At 68.7% G+C, this 20,847-nt stretch carries 18 protein-coding genes; 7 read left to right on the top strand and 11 right to left on the bottom strand.

Annotation, left to right across the window (positions count from 1 at the left end):
• Both QR77_RS49245 and QR77_RS29300 read left to right on the top strand, forming a co-directional pair.
• A partial coding sequence (locus QR77_RS49245; RefSeq protein WP_040025019.1) for an SDR family NAD(P)-dependent oxidoreductase occupies positions 1–2,470 on the top strand: 2,470 nt, incomplete at its 5' end.
• A gap of 401 nt (positions 2,471–2,871) precedes the next feature.
• A complete protein-coding gene (locus QR77_RS29300; protein ID WP_078877296.1) occupies positions 2,872–3,642 on the top strand; it encodes a LuxR C-terminal-related transcriptional regulator in 771 nt (256 codons plus the stop codon).
• Positions 3,643–5,468: 1,826 nt separating this feature from the next.
• Here QR77_RS29300 and QR77_RS29310 read toward each other — a convergent pair.
• The 7 genes from QR77_RS29310 to QR77_RS29340 all read right to left on the bottom strand — a co-directional run bounded on the left by QR77_RS29310 (position 5,469) and on the right by QR77_RS29340 (position 13,295).
• The gene (locus QR77_RS29310) at positions 5,469–7,082 is read right to left on the bottom strand and encodes an aromatic amino acid lyase (protein WP_078877298.1); all 1,614 of its coding nucleotides are present in this window, start codon (positions 7,080–7,082) and stop codon (positions 5,469–5,471) included.
• Between the two features lie 199 nt (positions 7,083–7,281).
• Positions 7,282–7,884 carry a GMC oxidoreductase gene (locus tag QR77_RS29315; RefSeq protein ID WP_052489142.1) on the bottom strand — a complete coding sequence of 201 codons (603 nt, stop codon included), beginning with the start codon at positions 7,882–7,884 and terminating at the stop codon, positions 7,282–7,284.
• Between the two features lie 49 nt (positions 7,885–7,933).
• Positions 7,934–9,703, bottom strand: a complete 1,770-nt coding sequence (locus QR77_RS29320) for an MOSC and FAD-binding oxidoreductase domain-containing protein (protein ID WP_040025021.1) — start codon at positions 9,701–9,703, stop codon at positions 7,934–7,936.
• A 90-nt stretch (positions 9,704–9,793) separates the two neighbouring features.
• Positions 9,794–10,654, bottom strand: a complete 861-nt coding sequence (locus QR77_RS29325; RefSeq protein ID WP_040025022.1) for a DUF427 domain-containing protein — start codon at positions 10,652–10,654, stop codon at positions 9,794–9,796.
• Between the two features lie 88 nt (positions 10,655–10,742).
• Positions 10,743–11,513: an SDR family oxidoreductase gene (locus QR77_RS29330; RefSeq protein WP_040025024.1), complete on the bottom strand. Its 771-nt coding sequence runs from the start codon at positions 11,511–11,513 to the stop codon at positions 10,743–10,745.
• Positions 11,514–11,611: 98 nt separating this feature from the next.
• The gene (locus QR77_RS29335) at positions 11,612–12,466 is read right to left on the bottom strand and encodes an alpha/beta hydrolase (protein ID WP_040025025.1); all 855 of its coding nucleotides are present in this window, start codon (positions 12,464–12,466) and stop codon (positions 11,612–11,614) included.
• Between the two features lie 130 nt (positions 12,467–12,596).
• Complete coding sequence (locus QR77_RS29340; RefSeq protein WP_040025027.1) at positions 12,597–13,295, bottom strand: alpha/beta hydrolase; 699 nt, start codon at positions 13,293–13,295, stop codon at positions 12,597–12,599.
• A gap of 199 nt (positions 13,296–13,494) precedes the next feature.
• Here QR77_RS29340 and QR77_RS29345 point away from each other — a divergent pair, with 199 nt between their 5' ends.
• Entirely contained in the window at positions 13,495–14,130 is a 636-nt protein-coding gene (locus QR77_RS29345) for an ABATE domain-containing protein (RefSeq protein ID WP_040025028.1), read from the top strand.
• 63 nt (positions 14,131–14,193) lie between these two features.
• On the opposite strand, the gene QR77_RS42475 is transcribed toward QR77_RS29345, so the two are convergent.
• A complete protein-coding gene (locus tag QR77_RS42475; RefSeq protein ID WP_052489143.1) occupies positions 14,194–14,961 on the bottom strand; it encodes a YoaK family protein in 768 nt (255 codons plus the stop codon).
• A gap of 434 nt (positions 14,962–15,395) precedes the next feature.
• Between QR77_RS42475 and QR77_RS29355 the strand changes: the two genes are divergently transcribed.
• Positions 15,396–17,468 carry a SpoIIE family protein phosphatase gene (locus QR77_RS29355; protein ID WP_052489144.1) on the top strand — a complete coding sequence of 691 codons (2,073 nt, stop codon included), beginning with the start codon at positions 15,396–15,398 and terminating at the stop codon, positions 17,466–17,468.
• An 80-nt stretch (positions 17,469–17,548) separates the two neighbouring features.
• On the opposite strand, the gene QR77_RS49250 is transcribed toward QR77_RS29355, so the two are convergent.
• Together QR77_RS49250 and QR77_RS49255 are read right to left on the bottom strand one after the other, a co-directional pair.
• The gene (locus tag QR77_RS49250; protein ID WP_236710849.1) at positions 17,549–17,770 is read right to left on the bottom strand and encodes a hypothetical protein; all 222 of its coding nucleotides are present in this window, start codon (positions 17,768–17,770) and stop codon (positions 17,549–17,551) included.
• A 72-nt stretch (positions 17,771–17,842) separates the two neighbouring features.
• Entirely contained in the window at positions 17,843–18,088 is a 246-nt protein-coding gene (locus tag QR77_RS49255; RefSeq protein WP_236710850.1) for a bacterial transcriptional activator domain-containing protein, read from the bottom strand.
• Between QR77_RS49255 and QR77_RS49260 the strand changes: the two genes are divergently transcribed.
• From QR77_RS49260 to QR77_RS50075, 3 genes are all read left to right on the top strand, one after another.
• Positions 18,077–18,826, top strand: coding sequence for an Nramp family divalent metal transporter (locus QR77_RS49260; protein ID WP_236710851.1), 750 nt, complete (start codon positions 18,077–18,079; stop codon positions 18,824–18,826). The genes QR77_RS49255 and QR77_RS49260 overlap by 12 nt on opposite strands.
• Positions 18,827–18,944: 118 nt before the next feature.
• On the top strand, positions 18,945–19,382 hold the full coding sequence (locus QR77_RS50070; RefSeq protein ID WP_347359801.1) for a cupin domain-containing protein: 438 nt from the start codon (positions 18,945–18,947) through the stop codon (positions 19,380–19,382).
• Positions 19,351–20,049, top strand: coding sequence for a cupin domain-containing protein (locus tag QR77_RS50075; protein ID WP_347359802.1), 699 nt, complete (start codon positions 19,351–19,353; stop codon positions 20,047–20,049). The genes QR77_RS50070 and QR77_RS50075 overlap by 32 nt, the downstream gene beginning before the upstream one ends.
• 194 nt (positions 20,050–20,243) lie before the next feature.
• Here the strand turns inward: QR77_RS50075 and QR77_RS29375 are convergent, their stop codons facing one another.
• Positions 20,244–20,576, bottom strand: a complete 333-nt coding sequence (locus tag QR77_RS29375) for a hypothetical protein (protein ID WP_040025030.1) — start codon at positions 20,574–20,576, stop codon at positions 20,244–20,246.
• Positions 20,577–20,847 lie beyond the last annotated feature (271 nt).

A 20,847-nucleotide genomic window follows, 5' to 3' on the forward strand; every position in this document is an offset into this window, starting at 1 on the left:
GTACTGGTACGAGAACCTGCGCCGTACCGTCGAGTTTGAGCCCACCGTACGGGAGTTGGCAGGGGACGGCTTCACCGCGTTCGTCGAGTGCAGTGCGCATCCGGTGCTGGCGATGGGTGTCCAGGGTGTGCTGGACGCGGCGGTGGAAGCGCCGACCGTGGTGGTGGGCTCGTTGCGGCGTGGTGAGGGCGGTGCCGGGCGATTCCTGATGTCGCTGGCCGAGGCACACGTCCAGGGCGTGGATGTCGACTGGCGACGCGTCTTCGGGCAGGGCAGGCGGGTGGTCGATCTGCCGACGTACGCGTTCCAGCGCAGCCGCTACTGGCTGGACGCCAAGGCTCCCGCTTCGGCGGCGGCCGACTCCGTCGACGCCCAGTTCTGGCGGGTTGTCGAGGGTAAGGACATGTCCGCCCTTGCCGACACACTCGCTGTCGAGCGCGGTGCGCTGGAGGAGGTGCTGCCCGCCCTCAACGAGTGGCGCCGGAGGGAGGCGCTCCGGTCGGATCTCGACTCCTTGCGGTACGAGGTCAGTTGGGCCCCGCTCACCGAGCCGGCAGCGGCCTCCGCGCTCAGTGGCACCTGGCTGGTGGTTGCCGCCGAGGGGGACATCTCCGTGCCCGCCGTCGCCGAGGCGCTGCGGCGCAACGGCGCCGACGTGGCGATCGCGTCCCTACCGGTCGAACGCCCCGAGCGCTGGGCGGTGGCGGAGGCGGTCCGTACCGTACTGCCCGAGAACGGGCCGACCGGTGTGCTCTCGCTGCTGAGTACCGACGACCGTCCGTACTCCGGTCACCCGGCGCTGACCAGCGGGTTCGCGACCGGCGCCGTTCTTCTTCAGTCGCTCGCCGACCTCGGCGTCACCGCCCCGCTGTGGTCCCTGACGACCTCGGCCGTCGCCGTGGACGGCGCCGAGCCGCTCGACCATCCGCTCCAGGCGGAGGCCTGGGGCCTCGGAATCGTCGCGAGTCTCGATACGCCGACCACCTGGGGCGGTCTGGTGGATCTCCCGGCCGAATCGGATGCCGCGATCTACGACCGGTTGTGCGGTGTGTTGGTTCGTGGGGATGGCGAGGATCAGGTAGCGATACGGCGTTCGGGGGTGTTCGGGCGTCGTCTGGTGCGGGCGCGTGCCGGTGGTGCGCCCACCGGAGGTTCGTGGCGGCCGCGTGGGACAGTGCTGATCACGGGGGGTACGGGTGCGCTGGGCGGCCATGTGGCGCGGTGGCTCGCCGCGCGGGGTGCCGAGCGGTTGGTGCTGACGAGCCGGCGTGGTGAAGAAGCCCCGGGAGCAGGTGAGTTGGTCGCCGAGCTGGCCGCGCTGGGAACGCGGGCAACCGTGGTGGCCTGCGATCTCGCCGATCGCACCGCGGTCGAGAAACTGCTTGTCGAGATCCGTGCGGACGGCGATCTCACCGGAGTGGTGCACACCGCCGGGGTCACCGGTCCCGCCTGCCCACTGACCGACCTCACACTCGACGAGCTGGGCGAGGCGCTGGCGGCGAAGGCCGGTGGTGCGCGCCATCTGGACGAGTTGCTGGCGGACCATCCGCTTGACGCGTTTGTCCTGTTCTCGTCGGCGGCCGGTATCTGGGGCAACGCGGGCCAGAGCGCGTACGTCGCCGGTAACGCGTACCTGGACGCGCTCGCCCGGCACCGCCGGAGCCGGGGCCTGCCGGCGACATGCGTCTCCTGGGGTGCGTGGGAGGGCGGCGGCATGGTCGACGCCGCCGAGGCCGCCCGTCTCGAACGCAACGGAGTGCTGCGGATGGCACCGGAACAAGCCATCGACTCCCTTCAGCGGATCCTGGACGACAACGCCGTCGCGCAGGTCGTCGCGCGGGTCGACTGGGAGCGCTTCGCCGAGCTGTACACGCTGTCCAGGCCCCGGCCCCTGCTGGCCGAGCTGTCCGAGGCCCGGGCGGCGGCGAAGCCCGTGGCCGCGGTGACCGACACCGGGAGTCCGGCCGTCCGGTTGCTGGCCCTGGGCGAGGACGAGCGCCGACGTGAACTGCTGCGGCTGGTCCGTGAGCGTGCGGCCGGCACCCTGGGCCATGCCACACCGGATGCGGTACGGGCCTCACGGCCGTTCCGCGAGCTGGGGGTCGACTCGCTCACCGCGGTGGACCTGCGCAACAAGCTCAACGCGGTGACGGGACTGCGGATCCCGGTGACAGCGGTCTTCGACCACCCGACCCCGGCCGCGCTCGCCTCGTACCTCAACGCCGAACTGACACTCCGAGCCGTCGGCGCCCCCACCGACGGGGCCCCGGAGACCGTCCCGCTGACCGCGGTCGAACGGCTGGAAGTCGACCTCGGCACCGTGGCCGGCGACGAACGCGTACGGCGTGAAGTCGTCGATCGCCTTCGTGGCGTTTTGCGCCACTGGGAGGCGGGCACCGCCGAGGACCTCGAAGCGATCTCCGACGACGAGATGTTCGACCTGATCGACCGCGAACTGGACGGTGCGTGACTGGTGTGTCGGGAGTGTCCGGTGAGTGTCGGAATATGAGTGACGGGCTGTGTTCCGGACTTGTGCAATACCTGTTTTTATATTCAACCGTTGGCAGGTGAAAAACTCGTTAGGAGCCTCAGGGCAACCTCAAATCTATATCCCTGCGGCCAGTCGGCTGATAGCTTTTGAGCCGGAGCATAGGGCGGACCGGCCGAAGCTCCGCAGGGGAGTGCACCGATCGTCCACTCAACTGATTGTATGCGCCTTCTCGCGGACAGAAAAAAACGGCGTTTCCGTCTTGGTCAACCCAACGGGGACTGAACGACCTCCCTGCCGAGAATGTCTGGAGAGAGGTCCGGTACCCGTGGTCCGGCCCGCCTCCGACCAAGGTGTGTATGACAAAACGGGGAGAGTTCAGCATGGCTTTGTTCAGCAGTGCCGTGGCCGAAGAGAGAGACCTCGATGCAGGTGGCCGATCAGCCGGCCACGCCGAGAGTGGATTGTCGGACAGGCGGCACGGCGGTCTGAGGACTATCGCCGGCACTTCGCTGGTCCGGGCCGATGAATACGGCGAGATATTCCTTCAAAATGTGGAACAGACCGGGGTCGGGCTCGCTGTGATGGATCCGCGGATGCGGATCAAGGAAACGAACAGCGCTTTCAAGGATCACAGTGGCTGTCATGCTCGTGAGCTTCGCGAGCGAGCAGTATCCGAATTGCTGCACCCTGCGGTCCGGCAGCATGTGCTCCGCCAGTTCGAGCGACTCCAGCAGCGCCGCTGCAACCACTTCATGGAGCGCCTCCCCGTCCTCTGGTCGACGCAGACGGAGTTCGCCTGGGACCTCACCGGGATGGTCGTCATCGGCGAGGTCGGCGACGTCAAGACCTTCGTGCTGCTGGTCACGCCTGACCGGCTCGACGACGAGGCCCGGGTCCTGATCAGCCCGAAGAAGCTCCTCAAGCCGATCGACGCCCGAATCCTGGAGGGCGTGGCCACCGGCGTGACCACGGTGCAGCTCGCCGCCAACCTCTACCTCAGCCGGCAGGGCATCGAGTACCACGTGAGCAACATGCTGCGGAAGTTCAAGGTCTCCAACCGGGCCGCGCTTGTTTCCAAGGCGTATTCCATGGGCCTTTTCGGAGTGGGTAGCTGGCCGCCTCGCATCTCGCCGGAATACATCAAGGGCTGACACGAATTGCTGCGGGCCACTGGTTCTCACCGGTGGCCCGTCTTCGTATGCCCCGGAATCGAACCATGAAACGATGCAGCCTCTTTTCTGCTGCGTGCATCCATCGTTATGTTTCATGGTGAGGCCGATCCCGTAACAAGAGCGCTTCCTGTTCAATACTTTACCGTCAGTTGGGTGGGTGTTCAACTCTGAATGGGGTGTTCCGGGAAAGGTCGGCCGCGAAGGGTTGTGGTTTGGTGAATGTATTCGAACTGGAACTTTTTACTTATGGAGTGGCCCGGCTCTCCGGTTCTTTGACTTGCTCATTGCCCAACTCGTACGGAATGTTGGAATCCGGTTATGGCCCAGGTTTCTGCGCCGGGTTAAGGAAATGTTTCCCCGATGCGGCGAGACACCGTCACGAGCTCGAAGCGGCTCACTCCCGGCCGAGATGTCCGACGGTCTCCGGGAGCGCCGGAAGAGGGCGTGGGGGATTGCCGATGACTGTCTGAAGGGCATTCCGCTTTTGTGGCCGGGGCGGTTGCAGGGCCGTGTGTCGAGGGCCTTGCCCGGCACTTCTGAGGGCCTGGGGGGCGTCGTGGTGTGGGGGCGTACGGGGTCGGACGCGCATGGCGGCCGCGCGAGGGTCTGAGAGGCGGAATGTGATCCTCCATGCGTGGGCTGGTGTCTCCGAATTCGCTGGATTCTCACGGCACTTGCCTGCTGCCTGCGGTGTCCGAAAGCCGGGGGAGTGGATCTCTGCCGCAGCGGCGTGTATCGGGACGGACGGTCACGGCTGGGGTGGCTGGAATGCCTCGGTGTGCCAGCTCGGGAAAGGGTGGATTCAAGCCTCTCGAAGCCCTATGGGATCGCGGGTCGGCAGCAGTGGTTCGTGCAGATCGCCCTCGCGATCACGGCCCCGTGGGATGTGGTCGATCACGCGATCTTCGCGCTGACCGGGCCGAGTTGAGGTCCACCGTGAAACGGTGATGCTCCCCGCGAGGGTGAGCGTTCGGACGTCGGGGCGGAGTAGCGGCAGGGCCTTTTTCGCTCCTCCCTTATGGCCCTCTCCATGGCCCAAAGATGTGATCGCTTCGGCCGACATGGCGCATTGCTGCCGGATAGCGGCGGAGCGCGTCAGTCAGAGCGGTCGCCATAGCGCCGCATCGACGCCATGTGATGTGCGAGGAGCGGCCAGACGCCACCTGACCAGCACCTATGCGGTGCCGCCGGCGGGTGATCAGGCCGGATGTGAACTCGTCGCTCCGCAGCCGCTGTTCGTCCCGGCCGCGCTCCGGCGGCCTTTCGGGGGCGATGTCTTCAGCCGGCGATCTTTTGTCCGAGCCCTCCCCGAAAACCCTTCGTGGCCGCCCCATGTCCCCCCCACCCGCGTGACATGGTGTTTTGTCGTACGGCCGTGACGCTCGACTCCATTCGATCATTGCCTGAATTCGGTTGAACTGATCGCGCTCCGGCGCCTGTTGATCCCGGCGGCGGGGCGACCAATCCCTCGGCACACGCGCGAAACACTGCCGTGAATACGGTGTGTTCGGTGCGAGCCACCGAGATCTCCCACCACTCGGGGTGGACTCCTGGATGGCGTCGAGCGAACGTCCGTCAAGGCGGTGCGCCATGGATCTGGTTTCTACCGGAGAAGCCCAGGAACCGTCCGACAACCAGGACTTCTTTCTGATCAGACGGACCTGAACCAAAGTGTCGGAAGGCCGTTTCTTCCCCTCCCCGGCCCGTCCCGCCCCGGGTCGGCACCGCCCCACCGGAGCGTCGCATTCCGGCCGCACAGGTGCACGCTCCCACCGGTGTGGGGTCCGCTCAACACTCGTATCAGATCAAGCCGTTGCCAGGCCGCCCGGCGATGTCGGTCCCTCCGCCACCGACCCTCCGGCGATTCCGGATAGCAGTGAGCCGTCCCTCAGCGCCTCGACCAGGCGCTCGATCTCCGGGCCGAGCGGGCGGTCCTCGACAACGGGCGGAACGACAGTGGCCACCGCCCGGAGCAGTGGGGCGAGCGCGGGCGATCCCGGGGTGTCCCGCAGGAACTGGGCCTGGTTGGCGGCGATCAACTCGCAGGCGGTGATGGACAGGAGACGGCCCACCGCCTCGCGTAGCTGCTCGCCCGCCGCCCAGGCGAAGGCCTGGAAGTCCTCCTGGCCCGACGAGGTGTCCATGGACCCGAGCGTCGCGGGCGCGGCCAGCCGCCGCAGCGAGTGGAGTTCGCCCACGGCTCGCTTGTGCAGCGTGACAAGTCCGGTCTGCGGGCCCGGGTCGACGGCGAGTTGGGGCGTAAGTCCGCTGAAACGCTCGTCCAGCAGCCGGTGCAGACGCGCCGTACTCCCCTCGCCGAGGTGCACCAGCGCGGCGGTCACCGCGTCCATCCGCAGGCCCAGTTCGACCGCGTGATACCCACCGGTCGACACGAACCGCCCCGACAGGAACGCCGGTGAGTCGGTCACCGCGTGGAGCATACGGTCGGCCGCCTCGCGCAGATCGTCCAGCGTCCGCGTGGCATGGGCGAGCGCCTGGGGTGCCACCCGTACCGACACCGGCGCCTGGAGCACATCGCGTACGGATCCCTCAGCGGTGAGCCGGCGCAGGTCGCGCAGGATGTCCCCGAGTATGTCGTCGTGCCCGGCCGTGACCGCCGGATCGTAGATCTCGCGGGGCGCGGCCAGCGCGTCGATCGTGCACGCCGTGGCGTACGTCTGGTGCCGTACCGCCGAAGCCGCTTCCAGCCCGCGCAGGACCGCGTGCGTGGTGGCCATCGGGGAGCCCTGGATCAGCGACACCCCTTCCTTCGGGCCCAGCCGCACCGGCTCCGCCGCCCGCCGCTCCAGGGCCCGCGCGGCGGGAATCACCCGCCCGCCCACGCCGGCCATGCCGTCCGAGCCGTCCGCGCCCTGCAGGACGTATCCGATCCCCAACAGGGTCTGGAAGGCGTGCGACAACGGGATGATCTCCCCGGCCGAGCCGATCCCCTCGCGGGGGATCGCGGGTGTCAAGCCGTCGTTGAGTCGTGCCACGACGTACGCGCACAACTCCGGACCGACCCCGGACTCCTCGGACAGCAACGCCCTCAGTTTGACGGCGAGTACGGCACGCGCGTCCGGTACGGGCAGCCACGGCGGTCCGCCGACGGCGCGGGCGATCAGCAGCCGGGTCTGGTGCTCGGCCTGGTCCGCCGTGCTGAGCCGGCGGTCCGACAGCCGGCCCATGCCGGTGTTCACCCCGTACACGGCGACTTCGCCGTCGGCCAGGGCCGCCAGCACCACGGCCCGGTTGGCGCGTACCCGGTCGAGCAGAGCCGGATCCAGCGCGATCCGGCTGCCGCCGGCGATACGGGCGAGAGCGGAGGCGTCGAGGTCCTCCGGCGTCCGTACCCGCACCACGTCGGACGACGCCTCCGGGCCGGAACGCGGGGACGGCTCGTCGGGTATGGCGCTCATGGTGTCCTCAGCGGTGCTCAACTGTCTGACCTGCGGATTCAGGGTGGTCTTGGCCGCCGGTCCCTGGGACGGCGGACTTCGCAAGGGTAAATCAGCCCCCGGCCGGGACCCCCGGCAGCCCCAGGAACCCGAGCAGCCCCAGCAGCCCCAGCGTCCGCCCGCCCCCTCACCGGAGCCCGCCTCCACCGAACCCGGCGAGTTACTTGCTGTATGCCCGCTGGAAGATGTATTCCGCTGTCATGATGGTCGTCAGGTTCGTGGCGGTGTGCTCGTACGAGCCGAGGTTGTCGAGGATGGTTCGCTCAAGCGTCGCATCGTCCCGCACAGCGTCCCCAGGCAGGAGCTCGGACTCCGCGACCTCCGAGAACAACTTGTTGGCGCCGATGCGTCGACTGAGCTTGACGGCCTCCACCATTCGGCTCAGGTCCCGTCGCTCCGCGAGGAAGCTGTAGTCGATGACCGGCGCGTCCTTCGGGTCACGGTTGCTGAGGCGGAAGGAACCGACCGAGTCCGGCCGGACGATCGACGCGGCAAGAACGACGGCACCCCCGGGCGGGCTGAAGGCCGGATCGATGAGATGAGTCGCCGAGATGTGGATGTCGAGCTCGTCGTCACCGGCTTCGCTGGACCCGGTCCAGACAAGCGCTCCTCCAGGCGGGATCATCGCGAGTCTGCCGGGGCGCAGTGCGTACACGTTGAAGTAGAAGGGCTGGTTCCGCATGCGCAGACCGACCGGCAGGTCGGCCACGACAGGGATGCCCAGCGAACGCAGGTGGTCAGCCGGCCCGATCCCGGAGCGCATCAGGATGGCAGGCGCACCCCCGGCGGCGGGGGCCGGTGGTGCCCGTTCGTCACATGTCCAGGACGATGTCCTCCTCCGGCGTGGAGCAGCACGTCAGCGCGTTGCCCTCGGCCGGTGGGTCGACAGGTTCCGGTGAGTACGCGAGCGTTCCCGACAGCAGGCCGATCTCGCAGGTGTGGCAGATTCCGGTGCGGCAGGACCACTGCGTGGGTACGGCGCAGGCCTCGGCGAGTTCGAGCAGGCTGGTGTACTTCTCCGGGTCCCAGTTGACGTTCAGGCCACTGCGCGCGAAGGACACGGAGGGGCCCGTGCCCGGCTTGCCCGGGGGCGGGTGCGGTGGTTCGGCGGGCTTGTTGTCGATCACACCGGGGTTGATCGCCGACTGGCTGCCGAAGACCTCGCTGCGGATCCGGTCGGGTGCCAGCCCGTAGTCGGCGAGCGCGGCCGACAGGTCCGTCAGGAAGGCCGGCGGCCCGCACAGGTAGGCCTCAGCCGTCTTCGGCACGCCCAGGCTCCCGTACGACTTGGTCGACAGGTGGCCCGCCTCGTCGTAGTCGACGCCCGCGCGGTCCTCGTCCCGGGGCGCGCTGTAGTACACGCGCCCATGGGAGTTGGGCAGTCGCGCGAGCAGCGAGCGCGCCTCCTCGGCGAACGGATGCTCCAGCCCGTTGCGGGCCCCGTAGAGCCACCAGACCTCGCGCTCCGAGCGTTCCTCGGCGAGCGCGTGCAGCATGGCCAGGTTCGGCGTCGCCCCCACACCGGCCGACACCAGCAGCACCGGACTTTCAGCGGATGCCAGGGTGAACGTGCCGCGAGGCGCGGCCACTTCCAGGGTGTCGCCGACGCTCACCCGGTCACGGAGGTATCCGCTGCCCGCGCCGTGCGGCTCCTGCTTGACGGTGATCCGGTACTCGCCGCCCGTGGGAGCGCCCGACAGGGAGTAACTGCGGATCAGGGGTGGCGCCTCCGCCGCCGGGTGCATCTTCACGGTGAGGAACTGGCCCGGCAGCGGCGCCGCCAGCTTGTCGGTGTCCTCGGACGTGAGCGTCAGCGAGAAGATCCGGCTCGACTCGTCGTGAATCCGGGCCACCCGCAGTGGCCGGAAGCCCGACCAGCCGGGCGGCCGACCGCCCGCCGCCCCGCTCAGCGCCGGGTTGCCGCCCGCCCCGCCGGTCTCGCCCTGATCGAGCAGCGTCTGGAGCGAGGTACGCCACCCCGGGCTCAGCGCCGGGACACGCAGCGCGTCCGCCAGCTTCTCGCGCGGGTGTTCCGGCAGGTAGAGCATGGCGTCCAGCTCGGTGACCGTGATGGACTCCGGACCGTCGGCGATCTTGACGATCTCGTCGCCGGCGGTCACCTCGCCCTCCGTGATGACCCGGTAGTAGAAGCCGGGCCGCCGGTGCGAGACCAGCAGGGCCGCCATCTGCGGCTCGTCCATCCGCAGCCCCACCCGGTAGCAGGTCACCCGCGGCTGGGTTACCTCGAACTCCGCGGTGCCGATCCGGTACCGGTCGCCGATGCACACCTCGTCGTCGGGCAGGCCCTCGACCGTGAAGTTCTCGCCGAACTGCCCGTAGACGAAGTCGTCCCGGCCGAAGTGCTCCGCCCAGTGGTGGTAGGAGTCGATCTGGTAGACGAAGACCGCCCGCTGCTCCCCGCCGTGCCCCGCGCGGTCGCCCTGGCCGTCCCCGTCGATGTTGAGCCTGCGCACCATGCGCGGCCCCTCGACCGGGTGCTTCCACACGCCGGTGTGGACCGTCCGCCCCTGCCAGGGGACGTCCTTGGGAAGTCCCACGTTGACCGCGAGCAGCTTCGCCATCTCACACCCTCCTCTGTCGGACACCGGATGGCGGACACGGATTCCGGACACGGGATGACGGACACCGGGTGCCGGAAGCGGGCCTGCCGGTCAGGGCGTACGGAGCTCGTCGACGTCCAGACCCCGGTCGACGCCGTGCGAGACGACTCCCTGTCCGGGTTCCGGCTCCAGCCGTTCGCCGTCGAGGAAGACGGCCACCTTGTCGGCCTCGAAGGAGACCATGTCGGACACCGTCCCCACTTCCGAATAGGCGTCCCGGTACGACCAGGCGGCCTTTGCCGCGTCACCGATGTCGTAGTAGTCGGCCAGCCCCTTGTACGGGCAGAACGTCTGCCCCTCCACGGGGATGAGCGCGCTCTCGTCGATGTCGGCGCGCGGCACGTACCAGCGCGGGGCGAACCCGGACTCGTACAGAACGGTCGGACGCGCCGACCGTGCCACCACCCGGTCACCGTCGCGGACCTCCAGCTCACGCGCGGATTTCCGGATGTCGATCCGGTGGTACGCGTCGGCCGCGTGCCCGAGGATCCGCTCGTCCTCCTCGTAGAAGGAGTCCATGGCCCGCCAGGCGAACGCCACCCGCCCTTCGAACTCCTTGGCGTGGTCGGGCAGGGCGACGTGCTGCCAGGCGGCCCGCTCGCTGTGGTGCTGCCCCTGGTCCACGGCGTACCACGACGTGTCCCCCAGGTCACGGTGGTGCGTGACCCGGTCACTCGGCTCGAGTACGCCCGGATTGACGTCCTCCAGGGGGAAGTACGCCACCGGGTACCGGTCGGGTTCGTGCAGGAGCATGACGTTCTCGCTGTCGGCGATCCACTCGCCGCCGAACCGGACCCGCATCCTGCGCCGCAGGCGTTCGGCGAACAACAGCCGTTCGGGAAGCGGAGCGGGCGTCAGGAACCTGCCGATCGCGCCGTGCGCGAGCGGGCCCTGCTGCCAGGCCAGACCCATGATCTTTCTCCTTTACGTGCGGTCGTACGGTGTTGCCCTCGCCCGCCGACGTCCCCGCCGGCCCCCGACCAGGTCCCCGCCGAGACCGTCAGACGGACTTGACCTCGCCGCCGTCCATGCGCAGCGTCGACCCGGTCATCCAGCGGGCCGCCGGTGAGACGACGAACGCCATCAGATCGGCGATCTCCTCGGGCCGGCCGAAGCGGGTGATCTCGGCCTTCTTCGGGAAGGTCTCGGTCGCCTCCTCGACGGTCATGTCGTGCAGGGGCGCCCAGTGTTCGAGATACGAGCGGCGGCGGCCCGTCATCACCGGGCCGGGCAGGACGCTGTTGACCTGGACGCCATCGGTGATGCCACGGTCGGAGAAGGCCTTGGCGAGGGCGGCGATCGCGGCGTTGATCGTACCGACGGCCCCGTACGGCGCCTTGGGGAAGATGGCGGAGTTGCCCGACATCAGTACGACGGAACCCTCGGACTCCATCAGTGCGGGCCAGGCCTCGACCGTCAGTCGCCGCGCACCGTGGAGCTTGAGGGCCATGCCCGCGTCCCACTGCTCGTCGGTCATCTCCAGCACATCGATCTGCGGCACGGCGCCCGCGATGTTGAGCAGGGCGTCGATGCGGCCGAACGCCTCCAGCGTTTTGCTGACCACTGTCGCGGCCGCCGACGGATCGGCGAGGTCCAGGTCGATGACGAGGGGCTCGGCCCCCGCCGCCTTCACCTCGGCCGCGGTCTCCTCAAGGTGGGCGCGGTTACGCGCGACGAGCACCACCGAGGCGAAGTCCTGCGCCAGCCGGATCGCCGTGGAGCGACCGATACCCTGGCTGGCCCCCGTGACCACTGCTACGGAGTTCGGCATGTCAATCTCTCCTTCAATGAAAACGCTGTGCCGACCCGGTCTCGTGCGACCGGACGGATCCGACGGGTTCGACACCGGGTTCGACACCGGTCCCGCGCCTACGCGTTGAGGAACTTGCGGATCGCGGTCGCGATCTCCTCGGCATGCGTCTCCAGCGCGAAGTGACCGGTTTCGATGAAGCGGACCTCAGCGTCGGGGATGTCGCGCTTGAAGGCCTCGGCGCCGGCCGGCAGGAAGAACGGGTCGTTCTTGCCCCACACCGCGAGCAGCGGCGGCTTGCTGGTCCGGAAGTACTCCTGGAACTTCGGGTACAGCGCCACGTTCGTCGCGTAGTCGAGGAAGATGTCGAGCTGGATCTCCTGGGCGCCCTCGCGTGCGAGGTAGTAGTTGTCCAGTCCGTAGCCGTCGGGGCTGACCCGTGCCTCGTCCGGGACACCGTGCGTGTACTGCCAGATGGTCGTCTCCGGCTGCACGAGCATCCGGATCCCTTCGCGGGTGGCCGGCGACGGGTCCTTCCAGTACGCCTGGACAGGAGCCCAGCCGTCGCTCAGGCCCTCGTCGTACGCGTTGCCGTTCTGCGAGACGATCGCGGTGATCCGCTCGGGGTGCCGGGTGGCGATCCGGAACCCGACGGGCGCGCCGTAGTCGAACACGTACAGAGCGAAGCGTTCGAGGCCCAGGATTTCCGTCAGCCGATCGATCGCATTGGTCATGTTCTCGAACGTGTAGTCGAAATCTTCTCGCGGAGGCATGTCCGACTTGCCGAAGCCGGGCAGGTCGGGCGCGACGATGTGGAACCGGTCGGCGAGCAGCGGGATCAGGTCCCGGAACATGTGGCTCGACGAGGGGAATCCGTGCAGCAGGAGCAGGGTCGGCGCCTCGGGTGCTCCGGCCTCCCGGTAGAACACCTTCCGGCCGTCCACGTCCACTGAGCGATATGTGATGTCAGTCATGAAAACCCTCCTTCTATCCAGTTTGCGGCCTATGGCGTGGGGCCGCAGGTGCGTTTGAGATGAACGACGTGAGTAACTGCCTTGGTCTTTCTGAAAAGGTTATTAGGCGAGAGGTCGACCAAGGCGGCCGTCACCGGGCGGATTCGACCTCGCGTACCGCTTCCAGCACGATGTCGACGACCGTGGACGGCGCCGTGATCATGGGCATGTGGTCGACGGGGGCCGTACGCACCCGGGCCTTCATCCGCTCGGCCATGAAGCGCTGCGTCTCCGCGGGGATCATGCGGTCCTCCTCGGCCACGAGGAACCAGCTCGGCCGGTCCTTCCAGGCCGGACGCCCCACCGGTACGCCGATGCTCGCCGCGGCGAGCGGCCGCTGCGTGGCGGCCAGCAGTGCCTGCTCGTGCGCCGAGGCGTGCTGGGCGAAAGCCGTGGCGAACGCCTCCTCGGGCAGCCTGATCAGCGCGTGCCGGTCGGGACCCAGTTCGGGGGCCTGGGGGTGCGGTTCCGTGCGGTAGAAGACGTCACCCACGGTCTCGCCCTCGTCCGGGGCGAGCGCGGCCACGTACACCAGCGAAGCGGCCTTCTTCTCCTTCGTCGACGCGATGACCGCGCCGGCGTAGGCGTGCCCGACCAGTACGACCGGGCCGTCGAACAGCTCCACCGTCCGGTCGAGCGCCGCGACGTCGTCGGCCAGTGAGGTCAGCGGCAGCGGCGCCGCGATCGCGCGCACCCCTTCGGACCGCAGTCCGGCGATCACCTTGTGCCAGCTCGATCCGTCGGCCCAGGCGCCGTGCGCCAGAACCACTCCGACGTTGCTCTCGGACATTCCCTGCTCCTTCTGGGACAACTCTCGCTCGCTCGGGCGGCGGGGGCGGCGTCCCGTTGAGTAACCGCCCTGAAGCCGCTAGAGACGTTACGAGGGGCCTAGTAACTTGTCAACTGGGCTCAAGGTGGTTACTGTCGAATTCAAATACTTCGTCCGCGACGACACGCGCCGGGACGGCACCCACAGGAGGGATCGCACGATGGTTCAGCAGGCTCCGGCTCTGTTCCTCGCCGACACGCTCGGCCTGGACTTCCTCAACTCGATCGCCACGCCGGTCGACACCGAGATCGACTGGATCGACGACGGTGACGGGCTGCTGGCCTGGCTGGAGCAGGCGCGGCTGGTGCCGGCCGACGCGCTCGCCTCGCTGCGGGAGCAGGCCATACCCGGCGAACTCGACAAGGTCGCGGCACAGGCGCGGAGTCTGCGCGAATGGTTCAGGCTGTTCGTCCGCGCACACAGGGGCGGCCCCCTCGGGCCGGAAGCCGTCGAGGAACTGGCGCCGCTGAACCGACTGCTCGCACGCGACGAGGGATTCCTCCAGCTCGCTGCCGCCGACCAGCGGAGCGCGGGCGGTCTCCGGCTGGAGACCCTGCGCCGCTGGCGCTCGCCGGACGCACTGCTCCTGCCCATCGGCGAAGCGCTGGCGAGATTCCTGAGCGAGGAGGACTTCTCGTACGTCAAGGCGTGCGAAGGCCCGGCGTGCACGCTCCTGTTCGCCGACCACACCCGGGGCCATGTCCGCCGCTGGTGCAGCATGGCGATCTGCGGCAACCGCGCGAAACAGGCCGCACACCGCAACCGCGTCAAGACCAGCCGGACGGCGGGCGCGTGACGCGCGGCGCGGTGACCGTACGCCGCCGTCGACCGCGGAGCTGAGGTAAGGGCCTGGGCGCGGTCACCGATCAGAAGTCCGGGGCCGGTCGCGCTTCCGTGAGCCGTTGAGCCGGACGTGCGCCAGGAGGGCCACGGTCCATGCCGCGGCCGCGATACAGCCCAGCGCCGCCTCGGGCGACACATGGTCGACCAACTGCGCACCGAGCATGACGCCCGCGACGAGGGCGCAGATGCTCAGCGCCTGGAATGTCAGGGTCACGGACCAGGTGGTGCCGATCGCGTTGACCAGCCCCACGATGGCCCGGGTCATCACCGTGGTCGTCATCCCCGCCACGCCGACCCGGTCGGCCAGGGAGTTCTGCATCCCCATGGCCGTGGCGGCGACCGCGAGCAGCACGCGGAGAGGCGCGTCCGACGGGTGCGGGCCCGCGACGGCCGAGAGCACTGCTGCCGCCGTGAGCAGCAGGGCCTGCCAGAAGACGCTGTTGCGCACCAGCGCGACCGGCATCCGCTCCCGCCCCGCGGGGATCCGGGACACCAGCACACCGAAGACGAAACCGCCCACCGCCGAGAACGACGACGCCAGGGCCGGGCCGGGCGCGCCCGCCAATTTGAGACTGGTGAAGACCGTGTTCCCCGTCATGTTGGACACGAAGACATGGCCGAGGCTGAGGATGCTCACCGCGTCGACAGCGCCGGCCAGCACGGTGAGGGCCAGCAGCAGCAGGCGGACATCGGCGTGCCGGGGGTCCGCCGTGATGTCGCGCAGGGTTGCCTTGACTCGGTTGAAGAGCCCGTGGAGTCCCGGCTCCGATCGGCGAGCGGCCATCGGGCACGACCTCTCATTGATCCATCCGTTTTCCCGGATGAGACAGACGTTCTGGGTTCCCTCCGGGACCTGTCGGGTCGCCACGACGGTCGGAGCCGCCGCCGACGAGCCGTCTGATCCCAGGCCATGAGGGATATTTGCGGTGAAGAGGAGCAGATCGCCGATTCCGGACCAATGTCGCACCCGCTCCGGCGTCGGCGGAACCCGGCGCGCCGGTGGCGCGGCGCCCGGTGACGCCGCAGCTCGTGGACGGCGGGCCACTTCGTCAATCCGCTGGGGGACCAGCCCCCCGTGCACGTGCGCGGCCGCGCGGCGCGTCGGCCGTTCCCCGGAATCACCCGGACGCCCGGCCTCGGTGGCAGAGCGAGCCAGGAGAGAGGTTGACTGGTCCCGTCGATCGGAATGAGGTCAACCATGCGTCGTGGAGACGGACAGTGACCCGTCGTCCCGAGACCGGCGGGGGACCGTCCCACGGGGCAGACAGCTTCGAGAAAGCCGTATTCGAGCAGGCCAAAGCGGGATTCGAGGTCTATGACACGAACCTGCGAATCATCCGGGCCAACCAGGCGATCCTGTCCATGCGCGGTCTGCCCGCGAGTGCGGTGATCGGGGCGCGGATCGAGACCTTGGACTCCGCGATGCGGATCTCGCCGGTCGTACGGGAGGCGGTGGAGACCGGCGTCACGGTTTCCGATCGGCGGGTGACCGCTCACCCGGAGGCCGATTCGGGACGCCGGCACGAGTACGTCGTCACCGGGTACCCCCTGCGCCAGGCCGGCCGGCCGATAGGGGCCGCTGCGATGGTCCACGACGTGACGGAGCTGGTTCGCAGGCGGGAGGAGCTGGATCTGCTGGACACCGCGCGGGCCAGGATCGGCAGCAGCCTGGACGCGCTTCGTACCTCTCAGGAGCTGGCCGCCATGGCTGTTCCGGACTTCGCCGACGCCGTCGCTGTCGACCTGTTGGAAGCTGTCCTCAACGGGGACGCTCCCATCGGCCCGGTGACCAGCAGGCTGCCGATGCGGCGGGCCGCGTTCCAGGGCCGCCATGTCCAGTACGGGGCGTATCCGATCGGCGGTGCCAGCTACATCGCGTTTCCCACGCCGCACACCCAGGCACTGGCCGATCTGCGACCGCGACTGCTCGCCTCGGTCTCCTCGTCCACCGGGTGGCTGCTCCACGACCCCTCACGGGCCGATTTCGTCGCCCGGTCCGGTGCGCACTCGATCATTGTCGCCCCGTTGACCGTGCACGGGCTGGTGATGGGCATGGTCAGCTACTACCGGGACAGCTCTCGCCCCGACCGCTTCGACGAAGAGGACCTGGCGCTGGCCGAGGAACTCACCGGATTCACCGCGCTGTGCATCGACAACGCGCGCCGCTTCACCCGTGAGCACACGGTCGCTGTGACCCTTCAGCGCAGTCTGCTGCCGCGCGTACCGCCGGAGGTCTCGGCGATCGAGTCGTCGCACTGCTACCTTCCCGGCCGGTGCGGCGCCCACTGGTTCGATGTCCTGCCGCTGTCCGGCTGCCGGGTCGGACTGATCGTCGGCTTCGTCCGCGGGGAGGATCTCCAGGCCTCGGTGGCGATGGGGCGGCTGCGGACCGCCGCGTCCACGCTGGCCTCGATGGAGCTGCCCCCGGACGAACTGCTGGCCCACCTCGACGATGCCATGCAGCGCCTGGCACACGAGCAGGAGGAGGACCCGGAGACCCTGCACCACGCACGCCCGCCGCTCGCCGCGTCCTGTTTGTATCTGACGTACGACCCGATCATCGGGGCGTGTACGGCCGCTTCCGCGGGACACGGCGGCCCCCTGGTCACCAGCCCCGGCGGCATCGTCAGCCCGCTCGACGTGGCGCGCGGTGCGGCGCTCGGCCAGGGCGCCCCGTACGAGATGCGCACGACCACCCTGCCGGCCGGGACCCTGCTGTGCATGTATTCGGACAGTGTCGTGGACGGCCACCCGGCGGAGGCCCACGACCGCCTCAGCCGGCTGCGCGAGACGATCAGCGACCCGACGGCGCATCCCGACGAGGTGTGCGACGCGGTGGCGTACAAACTGCTCCAGGGCAGCTCGCTGGACGGGGCGGTCGTCCTCGTCGCCAAGCTCAGGTCCCTCGATCCGGACCGCGTCATCGACTGGACCTTTCCCCCGGAGCCGGCCTCGGTGGGGGAGGCGAGACGGGCGGCACGTCACCAACTGGAGCAGTGGGGTCTGGAGGAGCAGACCTTCGCCACCGACCTGGTGGTCAGCGAGCTCGCCACCAATGTCATCCGCCACGCCATAGGCCCCATCCGGCTCCGGCTCATCCAGGACCGGACGACGCTGACCGTCGAAGTCTCCGACGACTCCGACACCGCTCCACACCTGCGCCACGCCCGGATCCAGGACGAGGGCGGACGCGGCCTGTTCATCGTCGCTTCCGTCAGCCGGCACTGGGGGACGCGCTTCTCGGAGAGGGGCAAGACGATCTGGGCCGAACAGGATCTCGCCGACACGTGACGCGTGGGAACCTACGGCCGTGCCGTACGCGAGCGGAGGCCGGCAGCGGCCTCGGGCCCGGCACCGGGGGCCTTCGACGGTCAGCCACCCTGCGGCGGTTGGAGCTCCGACCACTCGCGAAGCCATGATCGTATGTCCGCGCAGACGTCGTCGATGCCCGCGGCGGTGGCGTATTCGGCCGGTGCCTCCTGCGCGTCGTTGACGACCAGCAGACGAGCCCGCAGGGCGGGCTTGCTTCCTGGTTCCCACCAGACGCGCAGGACGGCGACCCCGATCGGGTTGTCAGGAGGATTAGTAGCCATGGGACGAGCATTGCCCGGGGCCGCCACCGCGCCGTGACCCTCGCCTCTGCGCGGCACTCATCCACGGGTTCATCATCTGGCGCAGCGCGGGCGAGGGGGCAGGCCCAGGTCCTCGCGCAGAAGGCGGCGGAATTCCACGAAGTGGCGGACGGCCTCGACGGTGTTTCCCTCCGCCAGGTAGGTGTCGATGGCCTCCCTGCGCGCGCTCTCACGCAACGGCTCGCCCGCGACAGCCAGGAGCGCGGCGTCCAGGGACCGGCCGAAGTGACCTGCCTCCCGGTGGGCGCGGGAGAGCGATTCAAGGGCGTGCAGGCGCAACTCCGCGCGGTGGGCCACCAGTCGGCCGCGGGCACAGCGGCGGGACTCACGCCGCATCTGCCCGGCGGATCGTCGGTCCTCCTCGCGGGCGGCATCGTCGGCGCCACCGTCATGCCCCACGCCGTCTACCTCCACTCCGCGCTCACCCAGCGGCGGGTGCTGTCCAGCAAGCCGGGCGACAAGCGGCGGCTGCTGCGCTACCTCCGGATCGACTGCGGACTGGGATTCGCCCTCGCAGGGGCTGTCAACCTCGTGATGCTGTGCCTGTCCGTCGCGCTGTTCCGCGCGGGCGGACCCGCCGCTGGAACAGACGCGATCACCGCGGCCCACACCAGCCTGTCCCAGGTCGTGGGAGGCGGGGCGGCACTCGCCTTCGCTGCGGCGCTCCTGGCTTCCGGTATCTCGTCGGCGAGCGTGGGAACGTGCGCGGGCCAGGTGATCATGCAGGGCTGTCTCCGCCGCCACATACCCCTGTTCGTACGGCGGGCCCTGACCATGGCGCCCGCTCTGGTGATCCTGTCGATCGGCCTTCCCGTCACCTCGACACTCGTCTTCAGCCAGGTCGTCCTCGCCTTCGGCATCCCGTTCGCCCTCGTACCCCTGGTGTTGATCACCCGGCGACGGGACCTGACGGGTGAACTGGTCAACCGGCCCGTCACCACGGCCGCCGGAGTCCTGGTGTGCGGCCTGATCATCAGCCTGAACGCCTACCTCATCGCAACCATGGTCACAGGCTGACGCAGGCATCCGCCCCCTGTGGCGGCGGTGACACGAGGTGACAGGAGTCGCCCACAGTACGGAAACCGAGTCCCCCTCCGAGTCTCCTACCGAGATTCCCCGTTGGAAGGAAAAGCCCATGACCGAGAATCAGGTACGCGACGTCCCGCAGCCCATCCGCGACGGGCAGGGCGCGACCGACATCGGACCGCGCAACGTGGAGATGGACCTGCAGAATCCGGATGTGCTCCTGCCTCCGAAAACCGACTCCGGCACGGTACCGAACCTCAAATTCTCCTTCTCGCAGGCCCATATGCGTCTCGACGCCGGTGGGTGGGCGCGCGAAGTGACCCAGCGGGAAATGCCTATCGCGACAACACTCTCCGGCGTGAACATGCGCCTCAAGCCCGGTGCCATCCGGGAACTGCACTGGCACAAGCAGTCCGAGTGGGCCTACGTCCTGCAGGGCAGTTGCCGCATCAGCGCCGTCGACCAGGAAGGCCGCAACTTCCATTCCTCACCACATCCAGGCGCTGGACGACGGCGTGGAGTTTCTCCTCGTCTTCAACGACGGTGAGTTCTCCGAGAACGACACGTTCCTGATAAGCGATTGGTTCGCGCACACGCCGCGTTCGGTGCTCGTGAAGAACTTCGGCGTCCCCGAGGAGAACTTCGCCTCGATCCCCACGTCCGAGCTGTACATCTTCAACGGCGCTGTACCGCCCGGACTGGAATCCGACAGGGTTCTCAGCCCCACCGGCGACGTGCCTCGCTCCTTCAAGCACCGCCTGGACTCGCAGCCTCCCCTCCGCACCAGCGGTGGCACGGTACGAATCGTCGACTCGTCCAACTTCGCGGCCTCCATCACCACTTCGGCGGCCCTGGTGGAGATCGAGCCCGGAGCCATCCGCGAGCTGCACTGGCACCCGAACAACGATGAGTGGCAGTACTACATCTCCGGACAGGCGCGGATGGGTGTCTTCACCAACTCCGGCCGCAACCGCACGTTCAACTTCATGGCGGGCGACGTCGGCTACGTCCCCTTCGCGACGGGACACTACATCGAGAACATCGGTGACCAGCCGGTCAAGATGCTCGAGATGTTCAAGACACCCCGGTTCGAGGACGTCAGTCTCGTCCAGTGGATGGCGCTGACGCCGTCCGCAACGATTCGCCACCACCTGAACCTCAACGACACGGTGATGAACTCGCTGCGCAAGGAGAAGGCGCCGGTCTTCCGCTGACCGAAGCCCCCGACGACAGACTCCAACACCGCTGGTGGGCCCGCCACAACACGGCGCGGCCCACCACCGCGCGCCCGACGGGCGCACCCCCGGCGCAAACCGCGCCGGGGGTGCGCCGGTTTCAGCCGTGTACGGGGCGGGATCAGGTACGGCACCGCCCCGCCAGGATCACCGCGGGCACGATCGCGTCTTTCTCAGGCGCCCGGTTCCATCGTCGCCCTCACCCTGGGGTGGGACTGGAACTCGGCGCTGCCGAAGTACTCGGCGCTGAGGCCGCCCTCCAGCGCCCTGCCCCACTTCAGCGGCTGAAGGTAGTTGTTGCCGGCGTTGAGCTCCGCCTCGCCACGGTCGTTGGTCCGTGCCGAACCGAGGGAGTCGTCCCCGTCGCCGGTGTAGAACTCGATGTCCTCGCCCTCGACAGGCTCGTTCTCGGGAATGCTGTGAAGGGTGGCGACGATTTTGGCGGTCGCGTTCTTCACGTGTCCGCCCGCGTTCCTGACCCGCAGTCGGGTTTTCCTCTTGGCCATGCCCGAACTCCTTGTGCTGAATGCGTGACGCGCCCGGCGCCACTGATCGGCAAAATCGTGGCACGGGCCCGCGCGGCACCCGGGGAAACTACTTCCATCGTGTTTGTTCCGCCACCCATGTGCCGTACAGCGCCGCCCGATCGGCGTAGTCGGCGGGAGGAGCGGTCGCAACGCCCGCAAGGCCCACTGACGATGGAGATGCCGCCACGGGCACGAGGCCCGCGGTGACGTCTGCCCGCGACCGGTGTGATGTGCCGTCAGGACAGCCGCC

Origin of the sequence: Streptomyces sp. 150FB (assembly GCF_000818195.1) — a bacterium.
In the GTDB taxonomy this organism is placed as follows: domain Bacteria; phylum Actinomycetota; class Actinomycetes; order Streptomycetales; family Streptomycetaceae; genus Streptomyces.

Coding starts and splice junctions, on each gene's coding strand:
- QR77_RS29300 (WP_078877296.1), top strand. CDS start 2,872: ATGGCTTTGTTCAGCAGTGCCGTGGCCGAAGAGAGAGACCTCGATGCA.
- QR77_RS29310 (WP_078877298.1), bottom strand. CDS start 7,082: ATGAGCGCCATACCCGACGAGCCGTCCCCGCGTTCCGGCCCGGAGGCG.
- QR77_RS29315 (WP_052489142.1), bottom strand. CDS start 7,884: ATGCGCTCCGGGATCGGGCCGGCTGACCACCTGCGTTCGCTGGGCATC.
- QR77_RS29320 (WP_040025021.1), bottom strand. CDS start 9,703: ATGGCGAAGCTGCTCGCGGTCAACGTGGGACTTCCCAAGGACGTCCCC.
- QR77_RS29325 (WP_040025022.1), bottom strand. CDS start 10,654: ATGGGTCTGGCCTGGCAGCAGGGCCCGCTCGCGCACGGCGCGATCGGC.
- QR77_RS29330 (WP_040025024.1), bottom strand. CDS start 11,513: ATGCCGAACTCCGTAGCAGTGGTCACGGGGGCCAGCCAGGGTATCGGT.
- QR77_RS29335 (WP_040025025.1), bottom strand. CDS start 12,466: ATGACTGACATCACATATCGCTCAGTGGACGTGGACGGCCGGAAGGTG.
- QR77_RS29340 (WP_040025027.1), bottom strand. CDS start 13,295: ATGTCCGAGAGCAACGTCGGAGTGGTTCTGGCGCACGGCGCCTGGGCC.
- QR77_RS29345 (WP_040025028.1), top strand. CDS start 13,495: ATGGTTCAGCAGGCTCCGGCTCTGTTCCTCGCCGACACGCTCGGCCTG.
- QR77_RS42475 (WP_052489143.1), bottom strand. CDS start 14,961: ATGGCCGCTCGCCGATCGGAGCCGGGACTCCACGGGCTCTTCAACCGA.
- QR77_RS49250 (WP_236710849.1), bottom strand. CDS start 17,770: ATGGCTACTAATCCTCCTGACAACCCGATCGGGGTCGCCGTCCTGCGC.
- QR77_RS50070 (WP_347359801.1), top strand. CDS start 18,945: ATGACCGAGAATCAGGTACGCGACGTCCCGCAGCCCATCCGCGACGGG.
- QR77_RS29375 (WP_040025030.1), bottom strand. CDS start 20,576: ATGGCCAAGAGGAAAACCCGACTGCGGGTCAGGAACGCGGGCGGACAC.